This window comes from Myxococcus sp. XM-1-1-1, assembly GCF_020037095.1.
Lineage (GTDB): Bacteria > Myxococcota > Myxococcia > Myxococcales > Myxococcaceae > Myxococcus > Myxococcus fulvus.
In genome coordinates, this window is the sequence record NZ_JAIQDH010000006.1 from 41,843 (window position 1) to 61,616 (window position 19,774).

Genomic DNA, 19,774 nt, shown 5'->3' on the forward strand with positions numbered 1-19,774 from the left:
GGCCTCACGGGCCCGCGTGGCTCTCGATGTTCCTGCGGCGCTCCTCCAGGGGCGCACGCTCCGCGTCGGACAGCTCGGGCCACTGGAGCCAGGCGCAGAGCAGGGCGTACTCGTAGCTCGCGTAGTCCTGGGTGTGCTGGTCCAGGGACTGGTAGATCGCGCGAACCTCGGCGCGGGCTTCGGGCGTCGTCCGTGCCACGTGCGCGAGCGTCACGAGCGCGGCCTCCACTGTCCAGTCCATGGGGCCCTTCGCCAGGGCGAGCAGGAGCGTCCGTCGCCGCGAGTCGAGCCAGCCCTCCTCGCGGGTCGCGATGACGAAGGCCGCGGCCAACTGGATGCGCTGCAGCCACGCCCAGGTGGAGTGGGGGCCCCGCGGAGGCGGCGGATGCACCATGGCCCGGGCGATCTCCTCGGGCGCGTGGGCGCTCAACGCGCGGGACGTCTGTGCCGCCTCCCGCCACCAGTCCTCGAGCCGGAAGGGCACGCTGGCCAACTCCGCGAGCGCCGTGACCACTTCCTCGGGAGGCGGAGGGACAGCGCGGGTCGGACGGGTGTCGGTGTAGCTCCACAGCGTGAAGTCCACGGGTTCGACGGGCTGGCGCGGGTCGGGCCTCTGCACCTGCTGGACGACGACGTCGACGATGCAGGGGAAGCCGCGCCACTCACGGTGCAGCTCCCACGCCAGTTGGACGCTGGGCGCCTCGAGCCACTGCGTGGTGAGCTTCACCTTCGGCGGCAGGTTCCCCGTCGCGGCGGGAGGTTGGAGGCTCATCTGCCGCAGGGCATGGATGCCCGCGTCGATTCTCTGGGGCAGGTAGTCCACCCAGGGCACCATCTCGCGGGTGACGGAGGCCGCGAGCTGCCCCTCGCGCGAGGGCCCCGGCATCGTGTCCGACACCGAGAGCAGGCGCTCCAGGGCGTCGCGCCCGCCGCTCTGGAGGAACTGGATGGAGGCCACGGCGGCCTGGGCCCAGGTGCTGCCCGGCTCATGGCCCAGTGCCGACTGATACCAGTTGAGCGCTTCGTCGAGCCGCTCCTGTTCGCGCATCATGTCCGCGATATCCAGGCGCGTGGCGTTCTGGGTGGCGTCGTGGCGCAGCGCCGTTTGATAGGCCGCGAGCGCGTTCGTCACGTCGCCACGTGCGCGGTGGACGGTGGCCAGGAGCACGGCGGTGAGCCAGTTCGGGATGGTGGCGTGGGCCTTGGTGGCCAAGGCGAGCGCCTCGTCCAGCCGGCCGACGCGGTGGAGCAGGGTGCCGTGCAGCCACACCACCCCTGCGTGGGTGGGATGTCGCGTCGACAGTCGCTCCATCACGCTCAGCACCCGGGTCAGCACGGTCTGGTCGGAAGGTCCGGTCCTCGCGAGGGTGACGCTGAGCAGGCTCAGCGTGGGCTCGATGGGGGCCTGCTCGGCGACGCCCTGGGCCTCCAGCCAGGGGAGGCCCCAGCGCACGAAGTCCGTGTCGCGCTTCGCGTGGACCACCTGTGAGAGCAGCTCGATGGCCTGTGCGGGCTGGCCTTCCTCGTGGAGCATCCACGCGCGCACCGCGACGGTGGCGAAGGACACCCGCCCCTGCAAGGGGACGATTCGCAGCGGGTCGGGGCCCGCGTCCTGCTTGATGCGCCGCAGCAGTTCCAACCACTCGGGACGGGTGACATCCGAGCTCAGGGCGCAGCCCACATGGTAGGCCGCGTGGGGAAGCTCGCGCGCGAAGAGCGCCTCCGCGGCGAAAGAGGCGTCCTGCTCCGGCGTGGGTCGAAGTGAGGCGTGTGTGCAGTCCATATCGGGGACCCACGGTACTTCGCCGACCCTGGTTCCGCCACGGCTGGAACGCCTGGGCGCCACGATACAAGGTCGCTCCCGACTCGGAGGCAATGGCTTGCCACTGCGGGTCCGGCTCGCTCGGAGGTCATCCCTCGCTGTTAGGATTCAGGCTGCGATGGACCTCCGGGGGACGGTCACATGGAGAAATGGGCCGAGCGGCGCATTCTCATCTTGGGGATGACCTATCCGAGCTACTCACGCAGACGCGTGGAGAATGTCTGCACGGGCGGCTTGGACAGTGAGGGTTTGAGGATGGTCCGGCTCCATCCCATCCCATCGTCGAGCCGAAGGTCATCGTGGACGCCTATCTCAGGCCTCGCACGGAGGAGGACCGCAAGGCCTGGCTGAAGACCGAGCAACGCGTGTTGCGTCAGGGCTGGTTGTTCGCGCCGCCGAAGCCCCTCCCATTCCCCGACGTGGAGTTCGTCATCGAGTGGAAGTGTGATGACGGGAGCTGTCGGGGGCACTGCCATTCCTTGAAGAAATGGGACCTGCACGAGCGCTATCAGGCGCTGGCGGGAGACTCCCGACGCAAGTCCAAGCTGGAGAGCTTCCTCCGGGAGCAGTTGGACCTGACCCGACGGAAGGTCTTCTTCTTCATGGGCAGCTTCCGCAGACGGATGTTCCAGTTCGGATTGATGGACATGTTCAGCACGCCCAAGGCCAGCCAGCTCCCGCTCTTCGAGAGGGATTGGGACACCCGTGCCCGCGAGACGGAGCGCTCGCGGGCCCGGTTCCTCTCAGGGCGTCTGGGGCAGCGTCTCCAGCCCCGAGGCGAAGAGCACGGCCGCCTCCGCCTGCTGCACGGCCTCTCGTTGCTCCAGGTGCTGCAGCCGCAGGTCCTTCAGCGAGCGGAACGCGTCGAGCAGCTCCAGGATGCTCCCGCGTCCCTCCCGGTAGGCGTCCTCCGCCATGCGCCGCAGCGTGGGCAGGCGCTCCACCACGTCCCGTTCCAGCGTGGCCAGGGCGCGATGCCGGCCTGCCAGCACCGCGTGTGCGCGGGTGAGCTCCGCTCGGGCCTCGGCGACCTCCGCGTCCAGCGCCCGCGTCTCCGCGTCCACCTCCGCCGAGGCGCGGGCGATGGCGCCCTGGTTCCGGTCGAACAGCGGCATCGGCAGCGACAGCCCCAGATACCCGATCGTGCTGTCCTCCCGCCGCGTCACCACCGCGCCCGCCTCGAGCGAGGGCACCGGCATCCGCTCCCTCTTCGCCACCGCGAGCCCGCCCTGCGCCACGGATTGCCGCTGCCTCGCCGCCACCAGCGACGGGCGGTGCCGCGCGCTCGCCTCCCACAGTCGGCTCAGCTCCGGAAGGGCGCCCGTGGCCCCCAGCGTTCCCGAGGCCCGCGGGCTCCAGCCCGGTCGACCGAGGAGCGCCGCCAGCCGGCCCGCGGCGTCGTCGACGCTGGCCCTCGCGTTGAGGACCTCGACCTCCAGCGTGCGCCCCTCCACCTCGATGCGCTCCACGTCGTACCGGCTGGAGTCACCCGCGGCGGCGCGACCCTTCACCACCTTCTCCACGCGCCCCAGGTCCACGGAGGTCTCCTCCAGCAGCCGCAGCGCCTCCTGACTGGAGAGCAGGGCCGCGAAGGCCTCGCGAACCGCCAGCTCCCGCTCCGCGAGCGACGCCGTCACCCGGGCCTTCTCCGCCGCCACGCTCCGCTCGGCGAGCTCCCGCCGGACGCCACGCTGCCCGAAGAGCAACAGCGGCTGCTCCACCGTGAACTGGTGCGACATCGACGAGCCCGTGTTGGCCCCGTGCAGCAGCCGCTGCCCGCCGTAGTTGAACGACGGGTTGGGCAGGATGCCCGCGGCGATGCGCTCGGTCTGCGCCACGTCCACGCGGGCCTTCTCCGCCGCCATCCACGGACTGTCCTTGGACAACAGCTCCAGGGCCTGGGGCAGGGTGATGACCTCGGGTGGCACGGCGGCGGCCTCCTCCGCGAGGGCCCCCACCGACGTCAGCGCCCAGCACAATCCCCACATCGACACCAGGCGCTTCATGCCGCCACCCCCTCCGGCTTGCCTGCTTCATGGCCGGAGCCCGGCACCACGTGCGTCAAGCCCGGGTCCTCCGCCTCTTCTTCCTCCTCGGAGGCGGCGTGGGGGCCGCGGTTCCCCACGATGACCGAGTAGAACGCGGGCAGCGCGAACAGCGACACCAGCACCGCCGTCACCAGTCCACCGATGATGACGATGGCGAACGGGCGCTGCGTCTCGCTCCCCGCGCCGCTGGAGAGCGCCGCCGGCATCAACCCCAGCATCGCGAGCAGCGCCGTCATCAACACCGCGCGGAACCGGCTCGCCGCGCCGCGCGGGAGGGCTGTCTCCAACGCCTCGCCCAGCTTCCGCCGGTCATCCACCGCGCTCACCACCAGCAGCGACGCGAGGCACACCTGGCCCAGCAGGGTGATGAACCCCACCGCCGCGCTGACGGACAGCGGAATCCCCGTGAGCGCCAGCGCCAGCACGCCGCCGCACATGGCGAACGGCGCGCCCGCGAGCACCGCGCCCGCGCTGCGCATGGAGCCCAGCGCCGCGTACAAGAGCGCGAACACCACCAGGAACGACAGCGGCACGATGACCGCCAGCCGCCCGAGCGCGCGCTCCTGGTTCTCGAACTCGCCGCCCCACTTGAGGAACATGCCCTCGGGAATCGTCACCTCGCGCTCCACCGTGGCCATGGCCTCCTGAATCGTGGAGCCCATGTCACGTCCCTCCACGTTGAACTTCAGCGCCAGCGTGCGGCTGTTCGCCTCGCGGTTGATGCTCGCGCGGCCCAGCGCCTTCTCCAGCCGCGCCACCTCGCGCAGCGGGACATGGCCGCCGCCCGCGGTGGGCACGAGGATGTCGCCGATGCGCGACTCGTCCTCCTTCTCGGTGCCGGGCAACAGCACGCGCACGGGCACGGGCCGCTCCTGCTCCCACAGCTCCGTCACCACCTTGCCGCCCAGCGCCGTCTCGACCAGGTCCTGCGCCGTGGACACGTCCACGCCCGCGCGGGCGAGCGCCTGCCGGTCCAGCACCACCTGAAGCTGCGGCACGCTCGAGTCGCGATAGAGCCCCAGGTCGACCACGCCCTCCACGCTCTGCAGCGCGGTGACGGCGCGCTCCAGCGTGCCGCGCATGGCCTCCAGGTCCGTGCCGAAGACCTTGAGCACCACCTTCCCGCGCACGCCGCTGATGGCCTCCTCCACGCTGTCCTTGATGGGCTGCGAGAAGTTGAAGCTCACGCCCGGAATCTCCAGCAGCGACGCGCGCATCTCGCGCACCAGCCGCTCCTTGTCCCAGCCGTCCCGCCATGTCTCCGACGGCGTGAAGCGCACGAACGTCTTCCCCATGTTGACGGCCTCGTTGTCGGTGCCGTCCTCCGGGCGGCCCTGCTCGACGAGCACCTCCTTCACCTCGGGGAAGTCCAACAGGCGCTTGCGCACCTCCAGGAGGATGTCCGCGCCCTTGGCCAGGGAGATGCTCGCGGGCATCTCCACGAAGACGTTGATGTCGCCCTCGTCCAGCTCGGGCAGGAACTCGCTGCCCACGCGCGAGCCCACGACTCCCGTGAGCACCACCAGCGCCGCCATGGAACCGAACACCAGCGTGCGACGCGGCATCAGCCAGGTCACCGCGCGCGCATAGGACTCGCGCAGGGTGACGAGCAGCCGGGGCTCCTTCACCTCGGCGTCCTTGGGCCTCAAGAGCAGGGCGCACAGCGCGGGGACCACCGTGAGCGCGAAGACGAGCGCCCCCACGAGCGCGAAGCTGTACGTCAGGGAGAGAGGACGGAAGATGCGGCCCTCCACGCGCTCCAGGGTGAAGACGGGGATGAGGGCCGCGATGATGATGGCCATGGCGAAGAAGGTGGGCCGGGCCACGTCGAGCGCCGAGTGGATGATGAGGCCCAGCATCTCGCGCCGCTTCCGGGGCCGCTTCACGCCCGCTTCGTGCAGCACGTTCTCCACCAGCACCACCGCGCCGTCCACGAGGATGCCGAAGTCGATGGCGCCCATGGAGATGAGGTTCGCGGGCAGCCCCACCATGCGCAGGCCGATGAAGGCCGTGAGCAGCGCCAGCGGGATGACGGACGCGACGATGAGCGAGCAGCGCATGCTGCGCAGAAACAGCCACGCCACCGCGACCACCAGGAGCGCGCCGTGCAGCAGGTTGTGGTGCACCGTGGACAGCGTCTGGCCCACGAGCACGTTGCGATCATAGAACGGCTCGATGCGCATGCCCTTGGGCAGCACCTGCCCGTTGAGCTCCTTCACCTTGGCGTGCACGCCCTCCAGCACCGTGCTCGGGTTCTCGCCCCGGCGCAGCAGGACGACGCCCTCGGTGACGTCCATGTCCAGGTCGTGGCTCACCGTGCCCCGGCGCGGCGTGTGGGAGGCCACCACGCGCGCGACGTCGCCCACCGTCACCGGCGTGCCGTCCTCGCTCTTGAGCACGATGTCCTGCACGTCCTTGGCGCCCTTGAGGTAGCCCACGCCGCGGATGAGCAGCTCCTGGTCGCCCTGACGCAGGAAGCCTCCGCCCACGTTGCGGTTGGAGCGCTCCAGGGCCTCGGTGACGTCCGCCAGCGTCAGCTCGTGCGCGAGCAGCCGCGACGGGTCCACCTGGACGTGGAACTCCTTGAGGAAGCCGCCCAGGCTGAGCACGTCGGCGACACCCGGCACCTGGCGCAGGTGCCGCGCGATGCTCCACTCCATCTCCGAGCGTGTCTCGGTGAGGGTGTGCCGGTCGCTCAGGACGCGGAACTGGTACACCTTGCCCAGGGGCGTGGCCTCCGGCGCGAGCCGCACGTCGGCCTCGTCGGCGAGGTCCGCGTTGGACAGGCGCTCACCGACGATGGTGCGCGCCTTGAACGGGTCCACGCCGTCGTCGAAGGTGAGGAAGATGAGCGACAGCCCGAAGAGGCTCTCGCTGCGCATCTGGAGCATGCCCGGGGTGCCGTTGAGCACGCGCTCCAGCGGCACCGTCACCTGGCGCTCGATCTCCTCGGGGGCGAGCCCCGGCATCTGCGCGATGACGTTGACCTGGAGGTTGGTGACGTCGGGGAACGCCTCGACGGGCGTGTCCAGATAGGCCTTCACGCCGAACAGGCCGATGCCCAGGGTCAGCAGCAACACCGGCAGGCGGCTGCGGACGCAGAATTCGATGAGTCGTCGCAACATGGGGTGCGGTCTCCGCTAGAGCAGCTGGTCCGCGGCGCCGTCGAGCAGCAGCGCGCCCCGGGTGACGACAGGCTCACCCGCGGACAGCCCCGCGATGACCTGCACGCGCCCATCCACGGGCGTGGCGACGACGACGGGCCGGCGCACGAAGGTGCGAGCGTCCTGCCGCACGTACACCACGGAGTCCTTCCCGTTGCGCAGCAGCACCGCCTCCACCGGGAGCGTCAGGCTGGCCTCGGCCGCGTCGATGCGCGCGCGGCCGAACATTCCTGGACGCAGCCCCTTGGACGGGCTGTCCAGCGCGATGCGCACCGGCGCCGTGCGCGAGCCGCTGGTGACCACCGCGCCCACCGAGACGACCTGGCCCGTGAGCGGCTCGTGCAGCGAGGGCAGGGTGACGCTCGCCCGCGTGCCCTCGCGCACCTGCGGCAAATCCCGCTCGAACACCTCCGCCACCACCCAGAGCGCGGAGGCGTCGCCCACCTCCACCAGCGGCTCGCCTCCGGGCTGCACGGAGACACCTTCCGTCGCGGTGCGCGCGAGCACCGTGCCGGCCAGCGGTGCGCGCAGGACGACAGTGGTGCCGCTCCCCGCGCCCACGAAGCCCACGGAGGCCTGGGCGCGGGCCAGCTCCGCGCGGGCCTCGGCCAGGCGCGTCTCCGCCGACAGCCGCTCGCGCTCCGTGCTCACGCCCTGGTCGAACATGCGCCGCTCACGCTCGAAGCCGGACTCCGCCTCGCGCAGCGCCGCCGCCGCGGTGGCCACCGCCGTGCGCGCCGCCGCGGCCTCCGGGCAGTCGAGCGTCACCAACGGGTCTCCGGGCTTCACCACCTCGCCGGTGCGCACGTGCACGCCCACCACGCGGCCGGCCAGCGGCGCGCCGAGCCGGGACACGGCCCCGTCCCGGAAGGCCACGCGCGCGGGCGCCTGGAGCCTCGCCCCGCCGGCATCGGGCTGGACGGGGGTGACGGTGACGAAGGCCTGGGAGGCCTCGGCGAGCTGCACCACCCCCTCCTTCAGCGCCTTGGGAGGAGGCCGCTCCGGGGTGGCGGTGGTCGCGGCGGCGCTGGAGCAGGCGGAGGAGAGGGCCAGCAGGCCCAGGAGCACGGTCCTTTTCATGGCTGGGCACCAGGGCAAGTCCTGGTCCAGCGTGTCGCGTACTCAACTCATTGAAATCACAGGGAGTGAACTCGCCCAGCGAGCAGGTAGGAGCGAGGCGAATTGAATCATCTGTGCACTTTCGCCACAGTGGGCGGCGTGCGCATCGCCACCAAACTGGGGCTCTGGCTGACGCTGACCAGCGCCCTCATCCTGGGTTCCTACGGGTACCGACAGCTCCGGCGGGAGGAGCACGAGCTGCGCACGGCCACGGAGGAGTCCTCCCGGCTGTTGGCCACGGCGCTCCAGGTGGCCATGGAGAACGCGCTGAGGGACGGGCAGGGCGCGGACGTGCGGGAGATGCTGGAGTCGTTGGAGGTGAAGGACCCCACGGTCGACGTCTTCGTGTTCGATGCGAAGAAGGGGCTGGTCGCCCGCTCGTTGGGGAGCTCGCGCACGTTGCCGCTCGTCGAGGCGGAGGCGCTCCGGGTGATGGAGGCGCACGGCGTGACGTCGCGCTTCGAGGGGCCGGAGGGCCTGTCCCACCTGTCCGTGGTGGTGCCGCTGCGCAGCGACGAGGGCGGGACGGTGGGCGCGCTCGCGGTGGTCAATCCGCTGGATGGGCTGCGCATGGATTTGGAGCGCACGCGTCGGTCGACGCTGCTGTCCGTGCTCACGCTCATCGCGGGCATCTCGGTGGTGGGGTGGCTGCTCTTGTGGCTCCACCTCCAGCGTCCGCTGGAGCGCGTGGTGCGGGCGATGCGCGCGGTGCGCGGCGGTGACTTCTCCGCCACGGTGGTGGTGGAGCGCGAGGACGAGGTGGGGGAGATGGCGCATGCCTTCAACGCGATGGTGAAGGAGCTGGGCGAGGCGCGGGGCCGGCTCAACGTCGAGACGGAGGCGCGCATCTCGATGGAGGCGGGGCTTCGCCGCGTGGACAAGCTCGTCACGCTCGGACAGCTGTCGGCGGGACTGGCCCATGAGATTGGCTCGCCGCTGCTCATCCTCGGTGGGCGGGCGCAGGCGCTCGCGTCGAGGACGGAGCTGCCCGACGACGTGCGCCGCAACGCGGGCATCCTGGTGGAGCAGTGCGAGCGCATCACCCGGACGGTGCGACAGCTCCTGGACCTCACGCGCCGCAAGCCTCCGCGTCGGGAGGTGCTCGATGTCCACCAGCCCGTGCGCGCCGTGGTGGAGCTGCTCGAGCACGACGCTCGCAAGCGGGACGTGACGCTGGAGTTCCAGGTGGAGGCCCCGCTGCCCCGCGTCCTCGCGGATGGGGACGGCGTGCAGCAGGTGGCGCTCAACCTGCTCACCAACGCGCTGCGCGCCACGCCTCGCGGAGGTCGCGTGCGGGTGACGCTGGCGCCGTCCGTCTTCCGGAGCGCTCCCGGGCTGTCCGAGCGCCGAGGCGTCTGCCTGTGCGTCGAGGACACGGGCGTGGGCATCGAGGAGGAGCAACAGGCGCGAATCTTCGAGCCCTTCTTCAGCACCTGGACGGAGCTGGGCGGCACGGGGTTGGGGCTCGTGGTGGTGAAGTCCATCGTCGCGGACCACGCAGGCGCCGTCTCGGTGACGTCCCGAGCGGGCGAGGGCAGCCGGTTCCTCGTCCAGCTCCCAGCGGCCGAGGACGAGGACATGAAGGAGGAGGCAGAATGAGCGCGCGTGGACAGCGGATCCTCGTCCTGGATGACGACGCGGCGGTGGTGGACTTCCTCTGCGAGAGCCTCACGGAGCGCGGCTACGTGACGGTGGGGATGACGTCCCCCGAGGAGGCCCTGTCTCGCTGCGCGGAGGAGGCGTTCGACCTGGTCATCTCCGACGTGGAGATGCCTCGGATGCGGGGGACGGAGTTCCTGGAGGCGGTGCTCGCGCGGAGGCCGGGGCAACTCGTGCTGCTCATCACGGCGTTCGGGAGCATCGAGCTCGCGGTGGCGGCGGTGAAGGCGGGGGCCTGCGACTTCGTGACGAAGCCCTTCAACATCGACGCGCTGGTGCTCTCCATCGACCGCGCGTTCCGCGAGCGTCAGCTGCGCAGGGAGATTGTGCGGCTGCGCGCGGCGGTGCCCACGGACGCGCCGGGGGGACTGGTGGCGCGCAGCCCCGCGATGCGCAAGGTGCTGGAGATGGCGCGACGGGCCGCGCGCACGGACTCGACGGTGTTGCTCACGGGGGAGACGGGGACGGGCAAGAGCGCGCTCGCGCGGCTGGTGCACGAGTCGAGTGCCCGGCGCGCGGAGCCCTTCCTCCAGCTCAACTGCGCGGCGCTGCCACCGGGGCTCGCGGAGAGCGAGCTGTTCGGCGCCAGGCGTGGTGCGTTCACGGACGCGCGTGAGGACCGCGCGGGTGTCTTCGTGGCCGTGGGCGCGGGGACGCTGTTCCTGGACGAGGTGGGGGAGCTGTCGCTGGAGGTGCAGGCCAAGCTCCTCCAGGCGCTGGAGACGGGGAAGGTGAGGCCGCTGGGCGCCAGCGCGGAGGTGACGGTGCGCGCGCGGGTGGTGGCCGCGACGAACCGGCCGCTCGAGGAGCTGCTGCGCGACGGGCGGTTCCGGCCCGACCTGTACTACCGGCTCAACGTCATCCGCCTGGAGGTGCCCCCGCTGCGCGAGCGGCGCGAGGACATCGTCCCGCTGGTGGACTTCTTCCTGGGGCGGCTGGGAGGCGCGCAGGCGCGTGAGGTGCTCGGGGTGTCCGCGGCGGCGATGCGCAGGCTGGTGGCGCACGCGTGGCCGGGCAACGTCCGGGAGCTGGCGAACCTGCTCGAGCGCGCGGTGGCGCTGGCGGACCACGACACGCTCGTGCCCGAGGACTTCGACCTGCCGGGTGACAACGGCGGGATGCAGGCGCTGTTCACCCGGGCCAGCGGCGAGGAGCTGCCCCTGGAGGACGTCGAGCGGGCCTACGTGCGGCGAATCGTGGACGCGCAGAACGGCAACAAGGCCGCCGCCGCGCGCATCCTCGGCATCAACCGCCGCACGCTCTACCGGAAGCTGGGCGAGGAGTGACGCCTCGTCAGTCCCAGACGAACAGCCACTTCACGGCCTTCCCCAGGCCGTAGAACACCCAGCCCACGGGGCCGGGGCGCACGGGGCGCTCGAAGTCGAGGTTCACGGTGGACAGGGCGACCTCGCCCTCGAGCCCCTCCAGGCGCGCCTTGAGCGTCTCGTACTCCACCGTGATTCGCTCCAGCTCCTTCTCCACCTTGAGCGTGTCCTCGACGCTGACGGCGCGCTGGAGCAGCTCCAGGTAGCGCTCCCGGATGCGCGTCACGTTGGCCAGGCGCACCTTCAAGTCCCGGTGCACGTCGGTCACGTCGCTGGCGGAGACGCTCTTGCGCTCCACCTCGCCCAGCGCGGGCACCGCGGCCAGGAAGCCGTCCAACCGCTCGGCGGGGATGCGCACCACCGCGGAACGGGTCGTCACGTGCTCGGCGTAACCCCCATGCGTCTTCGCGAGCTGGACGGCCTGCGCCGGCCCCGACTCGGGCTCGTCCCGCTCCAGCGTCAGGGACGCCCGGTGGATGATGGAGCGACTCTCCAGCGGCACGGCGGTCCCCGGCGCACCTCCGGCCGCCAGGCCCTCGGCGAACGCGACGCGCTCGTGGGCTCGGTGGGTGGAGCAGGCGGTGAGGGTCAGGGCGAGGACGACCAGGAGCGAGCGCACGCGGGTTCCTTGTGAAGGGGAGAGGTCCGTTGAACCGGTCCTCTCAGGACACACCCGCCGGGCTCGACGTTCCAGCTCGACGGCCCGGAGTCGGGCCGGAGCCTGGACGCCCCTTCAGGACGCGCGGGGCGCCGCGGGGAGGGGACGCACGCCGTCGCCCTCGTAATAGATGCTGGCGCAACCCTTCTCGTAGACGACGAGGACGCGATCACTCTGCTCGAGCAGGTCGGAGGCTTTCTCCGTGGCCTTGCGGACGAGGGTGTCGAACCTACCCGAGCTCTGCTTGCTGCTGGCCCGGACTGTCACGACTGGCATGCGGTGTCCCGCTCCTTGTGCCCCACGGCAGGTGGCTCCAGGTACGACCTGGCTCCGGGCCCATCCGCAGGTAACGAACGCGTCATAGCCAAACGAACACTTCGTTGACAAGCGCTCCGCTCCGTGGCGCAAAGATGGATTCTATGCACCGCAAGCTCCTCTTTTTGCTGGTTTTCACGCTGGGTCTGGTCTCCACGGCGCAGGCGCAGACGATGACGAGCGCTCCTCGTCGCGTGCACACCTCGCCCACGCCCTTCTGGCTCCCGCGTGGCGCCTTCCTGGGGACCTCGTACAACGATGCGCTGCTGACGCCCCGGCTGAAGGTGCAGTGGGAGCTGACCTTCTTCCAGGACCGCAAGGACGCCTTCGTCTTCCTGGTGGAGGGCGGACTGGGGTGGGGGGCGCGCATGCCCACGCCCAAGGCGGGCAAGCCCGAGACCAACCTGGGCGCCTACTACGAGCACACCGCGCAGGTGGGCTTCGGCTACCGCAACCAGCTGCCCAACGCCGCGCACTGGGGGTTCCAGGTGACGGGCGGCCCGGTCTTCTATGGCGCCAAGTTCGACGGCGGCCCGCTGCCGGACAAGAACGTGGCCGGCATCGTCGAGGGCCGCATCCAGATTGGCTACCAGTTCGACAAGGTCGCCGCCGGCGTCGCGGTGGGCTACGGCGAGCCCTTCGGCCTCAAGCGCCGCTACCTGGGCCGGGGTTTCGTGGGTGGCCCGATGATCGGGTTGTTCATGGATTGGCGCTGAAGTCCGCGTAGACTGGGGTGCGCGGGAACCTCCCTCTTCCCGCGCCGCCCTTATGCCCGAGCTTCTGAGCGCCCATGTCTCGCGGTACCTGCGCAACCGGGGCGACCTGGAGCGGCAGCTGCCGCCCGGGCTGCTCCTCTTCTCCCCCTCGCCCGCCGACGACAGCCCGGTGGAGCAGGAGGAGTACCGTCTCAAGACGGTGACGAACGCGGGGCCCCCGACGCTGGGGGCGAGCGAGTCGGTGGTCTTCCCGGTGGTGAAGGCCCGCAGCAACGCCTTCGGCCGGGGCATCACGGTGGGGCGCACGGGCAACAACGACGTGGTGCTGGATGACGGCAGCGTGTCGCGCTTCCACGCCTGGTTCGCCCGGGACGAGGCCCAGGCGGGCTTCCTGCTGACGGACGCCGGCTCCAAGAACGGCTCGTGGATGGGGGGCGTCCGGCTCACCCCGCGCAAGCCCGTTCTGCTGGAGGATGGCGCGCGGTTGCGCTTTGGACAGGTGGAACTCGCGTTCTACACGGCAAGCGGTTTTGTCCGGATGCTCTCCGTACGGATGGCTCCCTGAGCCTTGCCACGTCTCAAGTGGCCTGCGTAACGTACGAAGTCGCCTACAGTCACACACGGGAGTGTTCGCGGTGGCCTTGACCACAGAAGCCTTCGGACTGACCGACGTCGGCCGCAAGCGGCAGCACAACGAAGACGCGATGCTGGTGGACGTGTCGCTCGGGTTGTACGTCGTCGCCGATGGCATGGGCGGGCACGCGGCCGGCGAGGTCGCCAGCAATCGCGCCACCGAGGTCGTCAAGCAGCACATCACCGCGAACCGGCACCTGCTCAAGGACCTGGGCAACAACCCCACGGCGGACAGCCGCTCGGCGGCGGCGGCGCTGGTGGAGGTGGCCGTGCAGCGCGCGTGCGCGGACATCTACCGCACGGCGATGTCGGACTCGACGAAGCGGGGCATGGGGACGACGTTCGTGTGCCTCGCGGTGGGGGGCAACAAGGCCGTCATCGGTCATGTGGGTGACAGTCGCGTCTATCTGGTGAGGCACGGCCAGTGTCACCGGCTGACGGAGGACCACACGCTGGTCGCCGCGCAGCTGAAGGCTGGCACCATCACCAAGGAGCAGGCGGCCACCTCGCAGTACCGCAACGTGATTACGCGCGCGGTGGGCATCCAGGAGTCCGTCCAGGTCGACACGCTCATCGTGGACCTGGTGCCCGGGGACATGTTCGTCCTGTGCTCGGACGGCCTGCATGGGTACGTCGAGGACGAGGAGCTGTTGCCGCTGGTGTCGGGGCTGGCGCCGGGGGATTTGCCCAAGCGGCTCATCGACATCGCGAACGAGCGGGGCGGCAAGGACAACATCACCGCGGTGGTGGTGAAGATCGCCGGGGACAGCGCCGCGCTGGCGAGCGAGGAGTCGAGCGAGGCGCAGTCGCGGATGGAGGCGCTGCGCAAGATTCCGCTGTTCCGTCACCTCACGTACAAGGAGCAGACGGCGGTGCTGTCCATCGCGACCACGCGCACGTATCCGGCGGGGCGTGAAATCGTGGTGGAGGGGCAGCCGGGCGAGGAGCTGTTCGTGGTCATCCGGGGCCGGGTGGCCATCGAGAAGAACGGGGTGGAGATCGCCGAGCTGCGCTCGGGCGGCCACTTCGGGGAGATGGGGCTCATCGACAACGCGCCGCGCTCGGCGACGGTGAGGGCGACGGAGCCCACGCGCACCATGGTCATCTCCCGGCCTGATTTGATGGGGCTGATGAAGCGCGAGTCCATCCTCGCGGTGAAGATGCTCTGGAGCTTCGTGCAGGTGCTGAGCGATCGGCTGCGCGCGACGAACTCCGAGTTGAGCGAGGCCCGCCAGGAGCTCGCGGTGGCTCAGGCCATCCAGCCCTTCGCCGAGGAGTGAGGGAGGCCACGCCATGAGCACGCGCACCCGTCGTCCGAGCACCGCCAGCTCACGTCAGACCCGCCGCGTAAGGTCCCGGCAGGATGTCACGGTAGGTCGCATGGCGAGGGCGGCGGGCAGGGACGTGATGGTGAAGTTGATGGGTGAGGTGGTGGAGCTGCGCGAGGAGATGAAGTCCTCGCGGATGCACACGCGCATCCTGGCCTCGGGCATGGGCTCCATGCTGAAGAACATGGGCGAGATGCGCGAGAGCATGTCCGTGACGCAGGCGAACATGGGCGCGATGCAGGCGAACATGGGCGCGATGCAGGAGGCCATCACCGCGACGCAGGCGGCCTTGAGCGAGACGCAGGCGGCCCTGCGCGCGACGCAGGTGTCCTTGAGCGCGACGCAGCTGTCCCTGGGCGCGACACAGGAGAGCATGGGCTTGATGATGACGACCATGGAGTCCGTGGTCGGCGTCGTCCGGACGGTGTCGGACGGTTTCCATCGGATGGAGACGAGTGTCGGGCGCATGGCCCGGCTGTTGGGCTCGTTGAGCGAGACGACGAACGAGCGCTTCGAGCGGGTGGAGAAGCGCCTGGACGCACTCGAGGACGACACGAAGCAGTGATGGCTGCGTGACGTTGTCGCCCCACTGCGCTGGGGACGACGTGGAGTGGGGGAGAGCGTCGGGGAGAGGACTGGGTCCGGAATTTCCGGTGGGAATCGGCCGTTGCCGGGCCCGCCGCGGGCTAAGGTCCTCGTGACGAGCGCATGCGCAACTGGATTCTCATAGGGGTTCTGTCCGCCCTCGTGGTGGCTGGGGCCGCCTGGCTCTGGTCTCGCTCGGAGCGAGCGCCTGGAGACTTCCGCGCGTCCGCGTCCCTGGGCGCGACGTCCAGGTCACTTCCCGAGTTCTCCGCCGTGGAGGTCACCTCCGGGAGCCAGGAGGGCCTGGCGCTCACCGGCCGTGTCCTGGATGCCTCGGGGCGGCCCGTGCCGGACGCGGAGGTGTTCCTCTCGGCCAGCGCGGAGCGCACCCTGGTGGACGTGCGCTGTGACGAGTGCGACCAGGCGCTCCTGTCCTGTCCGGCGCGTGAGTCGACGCTGCACACGCTGGCCTTCTTCGAGCAACAACGCGGCTTCCTCAGTCCCCGGGCAACGGCGCGGACGGACGCCGAGGGACGCTTCCGCTTCGAGCACCTGGTCGGCGTGTCCTTCTCCGTGTGGGCCCGCGCTCCCGGCCTGGGTGTCGCGCTGAGGGACCGGGCCGCGCCGGGTGACCCGGTGGAGCTGTTTCTGCCGCCGCTGCGCTCCATCCTCGGCCAGGTCGTGGACGAGTCCGGACAGCCCTTGCGCGAGGCGCGCGTGTACGCGGTGTCTCGACGGGTACCGCTGCCCTTCGAGGCGCGGTCCGGAGCGGATGGTGCCTTCTCGCTGGAGGGGCTGGGCGAGGGCCCGTTCTACGTGCTGGCCATGGCGGAGGGCTACCTGCCCGCCGTGGAGTCCCTGGTGGAGGCGGGCTCCCAGCCCGTGCGCCTGCAGCTGACACCGTCGAGGACGCTGGAGGTCCGCGTGACCCGCGAGGGCCAGCCCGCGGCCGCGACGGTGCGAGTGCGCGGCGACCACCTGTCGCGCGACCTGCGCACGGAGGGTGAGGTCGTCCGCTTCACCGGCCTGTATCCGGATGAGCTGGTGGTGACGGCCGAGGCACCGGGACTGGGCTCGATTCCGCGCACGCTGACGCTGGAGGCGCGCGTCACGCAGGTGACGCTGGAGCTGGAGGAGGCCGGCAAGCTGCTCGTCACGGTGGTGGACGAGGCGGGCGAGCCCGTTCCATCGCCGGAGCTGCTCTTGCGCACCGCTCGCGGAGATGTCGTCCGCCGGGAGCGCGCGAGCACGGGCGCGCTGGTGGAACTGGGGCCGCTCGCCGTCGGCGAATACGTGCTGGAGGGCAAGGCGGAGGGCTTCCGCGAGGCGCAGCTCCCCGCGCGGGTGGGCAAGGGCGAGACCTCGCTGGAGCTGGAGCTGGAGCGCGCGACGCTCATCACCGGACGGGTGATGGACGTGTACGGCCGTCCCGCGCCGCGCGTGTCGGTGCTGGTCCAGCCGACGGGGGAGACGGTGCTCGCCGATGGGGACGGGCACTTCTCCGCGTCGGTGCCCACGCCGGGCCTGTACGAGCTGCACGCGCACCACTCCGAGTGGGGCGGTGGACAGGTGAAGGTGACGGCACCCGCGAAGGACGTCGAGCTGCCGCTGGAGCCGCATGCCTCCGTGGAGGTGACGGTGTCCTCCGGGGGCCGACGTGTGGAGGGCGCGGACGTGGTGCTCTGGGTGGACCAGGAGGGCATCTTCCGCAGCGACCGCTCCTCGGGGCCCGACGGCGTCGTGCCGATGCGCGGGATGCCGGAGGGGACGTACTCGATGGTGGCCTCGCATCCGGACTTCCAGCCCTCCGAGCGCAAGCAGGTGACGGTGACGGAGGGGCAGACGCTGAAGCTGGAGGCCGAGCTGAAGCCCGGCGCGCCGCTCACGGGCGACGTGGTGGACACGCAAGGGGCGCCGGTGGCGGGGGCCGCGTTGTCGGTGGTGCCTCGCGGCGCGGATCCCGTGGTGAGCGACGCGCGCGGCCACTTCGAGTTCCGCTCGCTGCGGCCCGACCGGGGCTACCGGCTGGAGGTGAAGCACTCCGGTTACGACCAGACGGAGCGCGCCGAGGGCAAGGCGGGCGGGCCTCCGGTGAAGGTGGTGCTCAAGAAGCGCGACATGTTCCGCGGCCGCGTGGTGGGCAATGACGGCGCGCCCGTGCGCCGCTTCCGCATGGACGAGCATCAGGTGGACAGCCCCGACGGTCGCTTCGAGCTGCCCCTGCCCACGGCGGGAGACCGCGTCATCGTCGCGGTCGATGCCTCCGGCTACGAGCCGCTGATGGTGGACCGTCCGGTGTCTGCCGAACTGGGAGACCTGGTGCTGGAGAAGCTGCCGAGCATCAGCGGGAGGGTGCGGGACGCGAGCGGCGGGCCCGTGGCGGACGCCGTGGTGTCCTGTGAGGTGTGCGACGAGTCCGTGATGTCGGGCCCGGACGGCACCTTCACGCTGGCGAGTCCGCCGTATGTGGCCCGCTACACCGTGTCCGCGCGCAAGGGGCGGCTGAGTGGGACGCAGGCGGTGGAGCGTGGGAGTGGCGCAGCGCTGGAGCTGACACTGAAGCAGGCGACGCGGTTGAGCGGTCGCGTGTTCCTGCCGGGAGGCCAGCCCGCCGCGGGCATCGGCATCGAGGCGGTGAACGGAGACCGGGGCGAGCCACTCAACATCGTCACCGGGCCGGATGGGGCCTACTCGGTCGACGTGGCGCCCGGCAGCTATCGCTTCATGCTGGGCACGGGACGCGACTTCGCGGGCGAGCCCGCCCTGGTGGTCCAGGTGGGTGGCGCGCAGATGCACCTGGACCTGGGGCCCGCGCCGGGCAGCGCGTCGCTCACCGTGCAGCTCAAGCCCGAGCGCGGCAAGGCGCTGTGGGTGGTGGCCGGGGACGTCCCGGTGACGAGCAATCCGCCGGCGCAGGAGCTGATGCGCTCACGCTGGGCGCACCTCATCTACCAGCCACGCTCCGAGCAGGTCGTCGTCACTGGCCTGCCACCCGGGCGCTACACGCTGGTGTGGGGGGCGTTCCATGTGGAGACGCCGGGAGGCCCCGAGGTGCGGGTGGTGGACGTGCCCTCCAGCGGTGAGGTGACGCTGGGACGTTGAGGCGCCGGGCCTGCTGCTCGTGCGGCTCGGGTTGCGAGCCGGCATGCGGGCGCATTAGGAAGCCGCATGGACGTGACCGCGTTGAAGGGCCGTCGCATCGTGGTGGGTGTGGCCGGTGGTATCGCCGCGTACAAGGCCTGTGAGCTGGTGCGCGAGTTGGGGCGCGCGGGCGCCGAGGTGCGGGTGGCCATGACGGAGGCCGCTCGGCAGTTCGTCACCCCGCTGACCTTCCAGGCGCTCAGCGGGCATCCGGTGCTCACCGACTACTTCGACCCCTCGCAGGAGGGGAACTTCGGCCATTTGGACCTGGCGCGCTGGGCGGAGGCGTTCGTCGTGGCGCCGGCCACGGCGGACCTGCTGGCGCGGGTGCGCGCGGGCATGGCGAACGACGCCGTGACGACCTCGCTCCTGGCCTTCCGCGGGCCGGTGGTGCTCGCCCCGGCGATGAACGTGGCCATGTGGGACAACGCGCAGACGCAGGAGAACGTGGCGGCGCTGGCGGCGCACGCGCGCTTCAGCTTCGTGGGGCCGGGGGCGGGGCTGCTGGCCTGTGGCGACGTGGGCGAGGGGCGACTGGCGGACGTTCCCGCAATCGTGGCGGGAGTCGCCGCGCGCTTCGCGCCGGGGCCGCTCGCGGGCAAGCGGGTGCTGCTGACGGCGGGGCCCACGCGTGAGTTCCTGGACCCGGTGCGATTCATCTCCAATCCCTCCACGGGGAAGATGGGGCTCGCGCTGGCGCATGCGGCGCGTGCGCTGGGGGCCTCGGTGACGGTGGTGCTGGGGCCGGTGGGCGCGGTGGACCGCACGGGGCTGGAGGTGGTGGACGTCGTCTCCGCGGAGGAGATGGCGCGCGAGGTGCTGAGCCGGGTGGCCGACTCCGACGCGTTCATCGCCACGGCGGCCGTGAGTGACTGGCGGCCGGAGACGCGCGCGCCGCAGAAGGTGAAGAAGGGCTCGATTGCAGGGCCGGAGACGCTGAAGCTGGTGCGCACGCCGGACGTGCTGGCCGAGGCCTCGCGGAAGGTGGCGGGGCAGGCGCGGCGGCCGGTGCTGGTGGGGTTCGCGGCGGAGACGGAGCGGGTGGTGGAGCACGCGCGCGAGAAGCTCGAGCGCAAGGGGCTGGACGCCATCGTCGCCAACGACGTGACGGCGCCCGGCGCGGGCTTCGGCACGGACACGAACCGGGTGACGGTGTTGACCCGGACCGGCTCGCCACGGGAGCTCCAGGGCACCAAGGACGCCGTGGCCCGGAGCCTCCTCGAGCTCCTGCTGGTGCAGCGCGCGGCGTCCGGCGTGTGAG

Annotated in this window: 15 protein-coding genes; 8 read left to right on the top strand and 7 right to left on the bottom strand. The window is 71.1% G+C overall.

The features are described from left to right. Positions 1-4: 4 nt before the first annotated feature. From K8640_RS14050 to K8640_RS14070, 5 genes are all read right to left on the bottom strand, one after another. On the bottom strand, positions 5-1,783 hold the full coding sequence (locus K8640_RS14050; protein WP_223747504.1) for a tetratricopeptide repeat protein: 1,779 nt from the start codon (positions 1,781-1,783) through the stop codon (positions 5-7). 547 nt (positions 1,784-2,330) lie between these two features. Further along, positions 2,331-2,525, bottom strand: a complete 195-nt coding sequence (locus K8640_RS14055) for a hypothetical protein (RefSeq protein ID WP_223747505.1) — start codon at positions 2,523-2,525, stop codon at positions 2,331-2,333. A 40-nt stretch (positions 2,526-2,565) separates the two neighbouring features. Further along, positions 2,566-3,828: a TolC family protein gene (locus K8640_RS14060; RefSeq protein ID WP_223747506.1), complete on the bottom strand. Its 1,263-nt coding sequence runs from the start codon at positions 3,826-3,828 to the stop codon at positions 2,566-2,568. Then, entirely contained in the window at positions 3,825-6,995 is a 3,171-nt protein-coding gene (locus K8640_RS14065) for an efflux RND transporter permease subunit (RefSeq protein ID WP_223747507.1), read from the bottom strand. The genes K8640_RS14060 and K8640_RS14065 overlap by 4 nt, the downstream gene beginning before the upstream one ends. 15 nt (positions 6,996-7,010) lie before the next feature. Then, the gene (locus K8640_RS14070; protein ID WP_223747508.1) at positions 7,011-8,114 is read right to left on the bottom strand and encodes an efflux RND transporter periplasmic adaptor subunit; all 1,104 of its coding nucleotides are present in this window, start codon (positions 8,112-8,114) and stop codon (positions 7,011-7,013) included. 138 nt (positions 8,115-8,252) lie between these two features. On the opposite strand from K8640_RS14070, the gene K8640_RS14075 reads away from it, so the two are divergent. Next, positions 8,253-9,752 (top strand): ATP-binding protein, encoded by a 1,500-nt coding sequence (locus tag K8640_RS14075; protein WP_223747509.1) that lies wholly within the window; start codon positions 8,253-8,255, stop codon positions 9,750-9,752. Next, on the top strand, positions 9,749-11,098 hold the full coding sequence (locus K8640_RS14080; protein ID WP_223747510.1) for a sigma-54 dependent transcriptional regulator: 1,350 nt from the start codon (positions 9,749-9,751) through the stop codon (positions 11,096-11,098). Before K8640_RS14075 ends, K8640_RS14080 begins: the two co-directional genes overlap by 4 nt. A 7-nt stretch (positions 11,099-11,105) precedes the next feature. Here K8640_RS14080 and K8640_RS14085 read toward each other — a convergent pair whose 3' ends face one another. After that, positions 11,106-11,756, bottom strand: coding sequence for a DUF4349 domain-containing protein (locus K8640_RS14085; protein WP_194869249.1), 651 nt, complete (start codon positions 11,754-11,756; stop codon positions 11,106-11,108). A gap of 114 nt (positions 11,757-11,870) precedes the next feature. Then, entirely contained in the window at positions 11,871-12,071 is a 201-nt protein-coding gene (locus K8640_RS14090; protein ID WP_223747511.1) for a hypothetical protein, read from the bottom strand. A gap of 143 nt (positions 12,072-12,214) precedes the next feature. Between K8640_RS14090 and K8640_RS14095 the strand changes: the two genes are divergently transcribed. The 6 genes from K8640_RS14095 (at position 12,215) to coaBC (ending at position 19,773) form a co-directional block, all read left to right on the top strand. After that, complete coding sequence (locus K8640_RS14095) at positions 12,215-12,826, top strand: hypothetical protein (RefSeq protein WP_141326423.1); 612 nt, start codon at positions 12,215-12,217, stop codon at positions 12,824-12,826. A gap of 52 nt (positions 12,827-12,878) precedes the next feature. Beyond that, positions 12,879-13,391 (top strand): FHA domain-containing protein, encoded by a 513-nt coding sequence (locus K8640_RS14100; RefSeq protein ID WP_141326421.1) that lies wholly within the window; start codon positions 12,879-12,881, stop codon positions 13,389-13,391. A 61-nt stretch (positions 13,392-13,452) separates the two neighbouring features. Then, complete coding sequence (locus K8640_RS14105) at positions 13,453-14,739, top strand: Stp1/IreP family PP2C-type Ser/Thr phosphatase (protein WP_141326419.1); 1,287 nt, start codon at positions 13,453-13,455, stop codon at positions 14,737-14,739. Positions 14,740-14,839: 100 nt separating this feature from the next. Beyond that, positions 14,840-15,352, top strand: coding sequence for a hypothetical protein (locus tag K8640_RS14110; protein ID WP_223747512.1), 513 nt, complete (start codon positions 14,840-14,842; stop codon positions 15,350-15,352). Positions 15,353-15,495: 143 nt separating this feature from the next. Beyond that, on the top strand, positions 15,496-18,474 hold the full coding sequence (locus tag K8640_RS14115) for a carboxypeptidase regulatory-like domain-containing protein (protein WP_223747513.1): 2,979 nt from the start codon (positions 15,496-15,498) through the stop codon (positions 18,472-18,474). A 66-nt stretch (positions 18,475-18,540) separates the two neighbouring features. Further along, positions 18,541-19,773 carry a bifunctional phosphopantothenoylcysteine decarboxylase/phosphopantothenate--cysteine ligase CoaBC gene (gene coaBC / locus K8640_RS14120; RefSeq protein ID WP_223747514.1) on the top strand — a complete coding sequence of 411 codons (1,233 nt, stop codon included), beginning with the start codon at positions 18,541-18,543 and terminating at the stop codon, positions 19,771-19,773. Position 19,774: the final 1 nt, after the last annotated feature.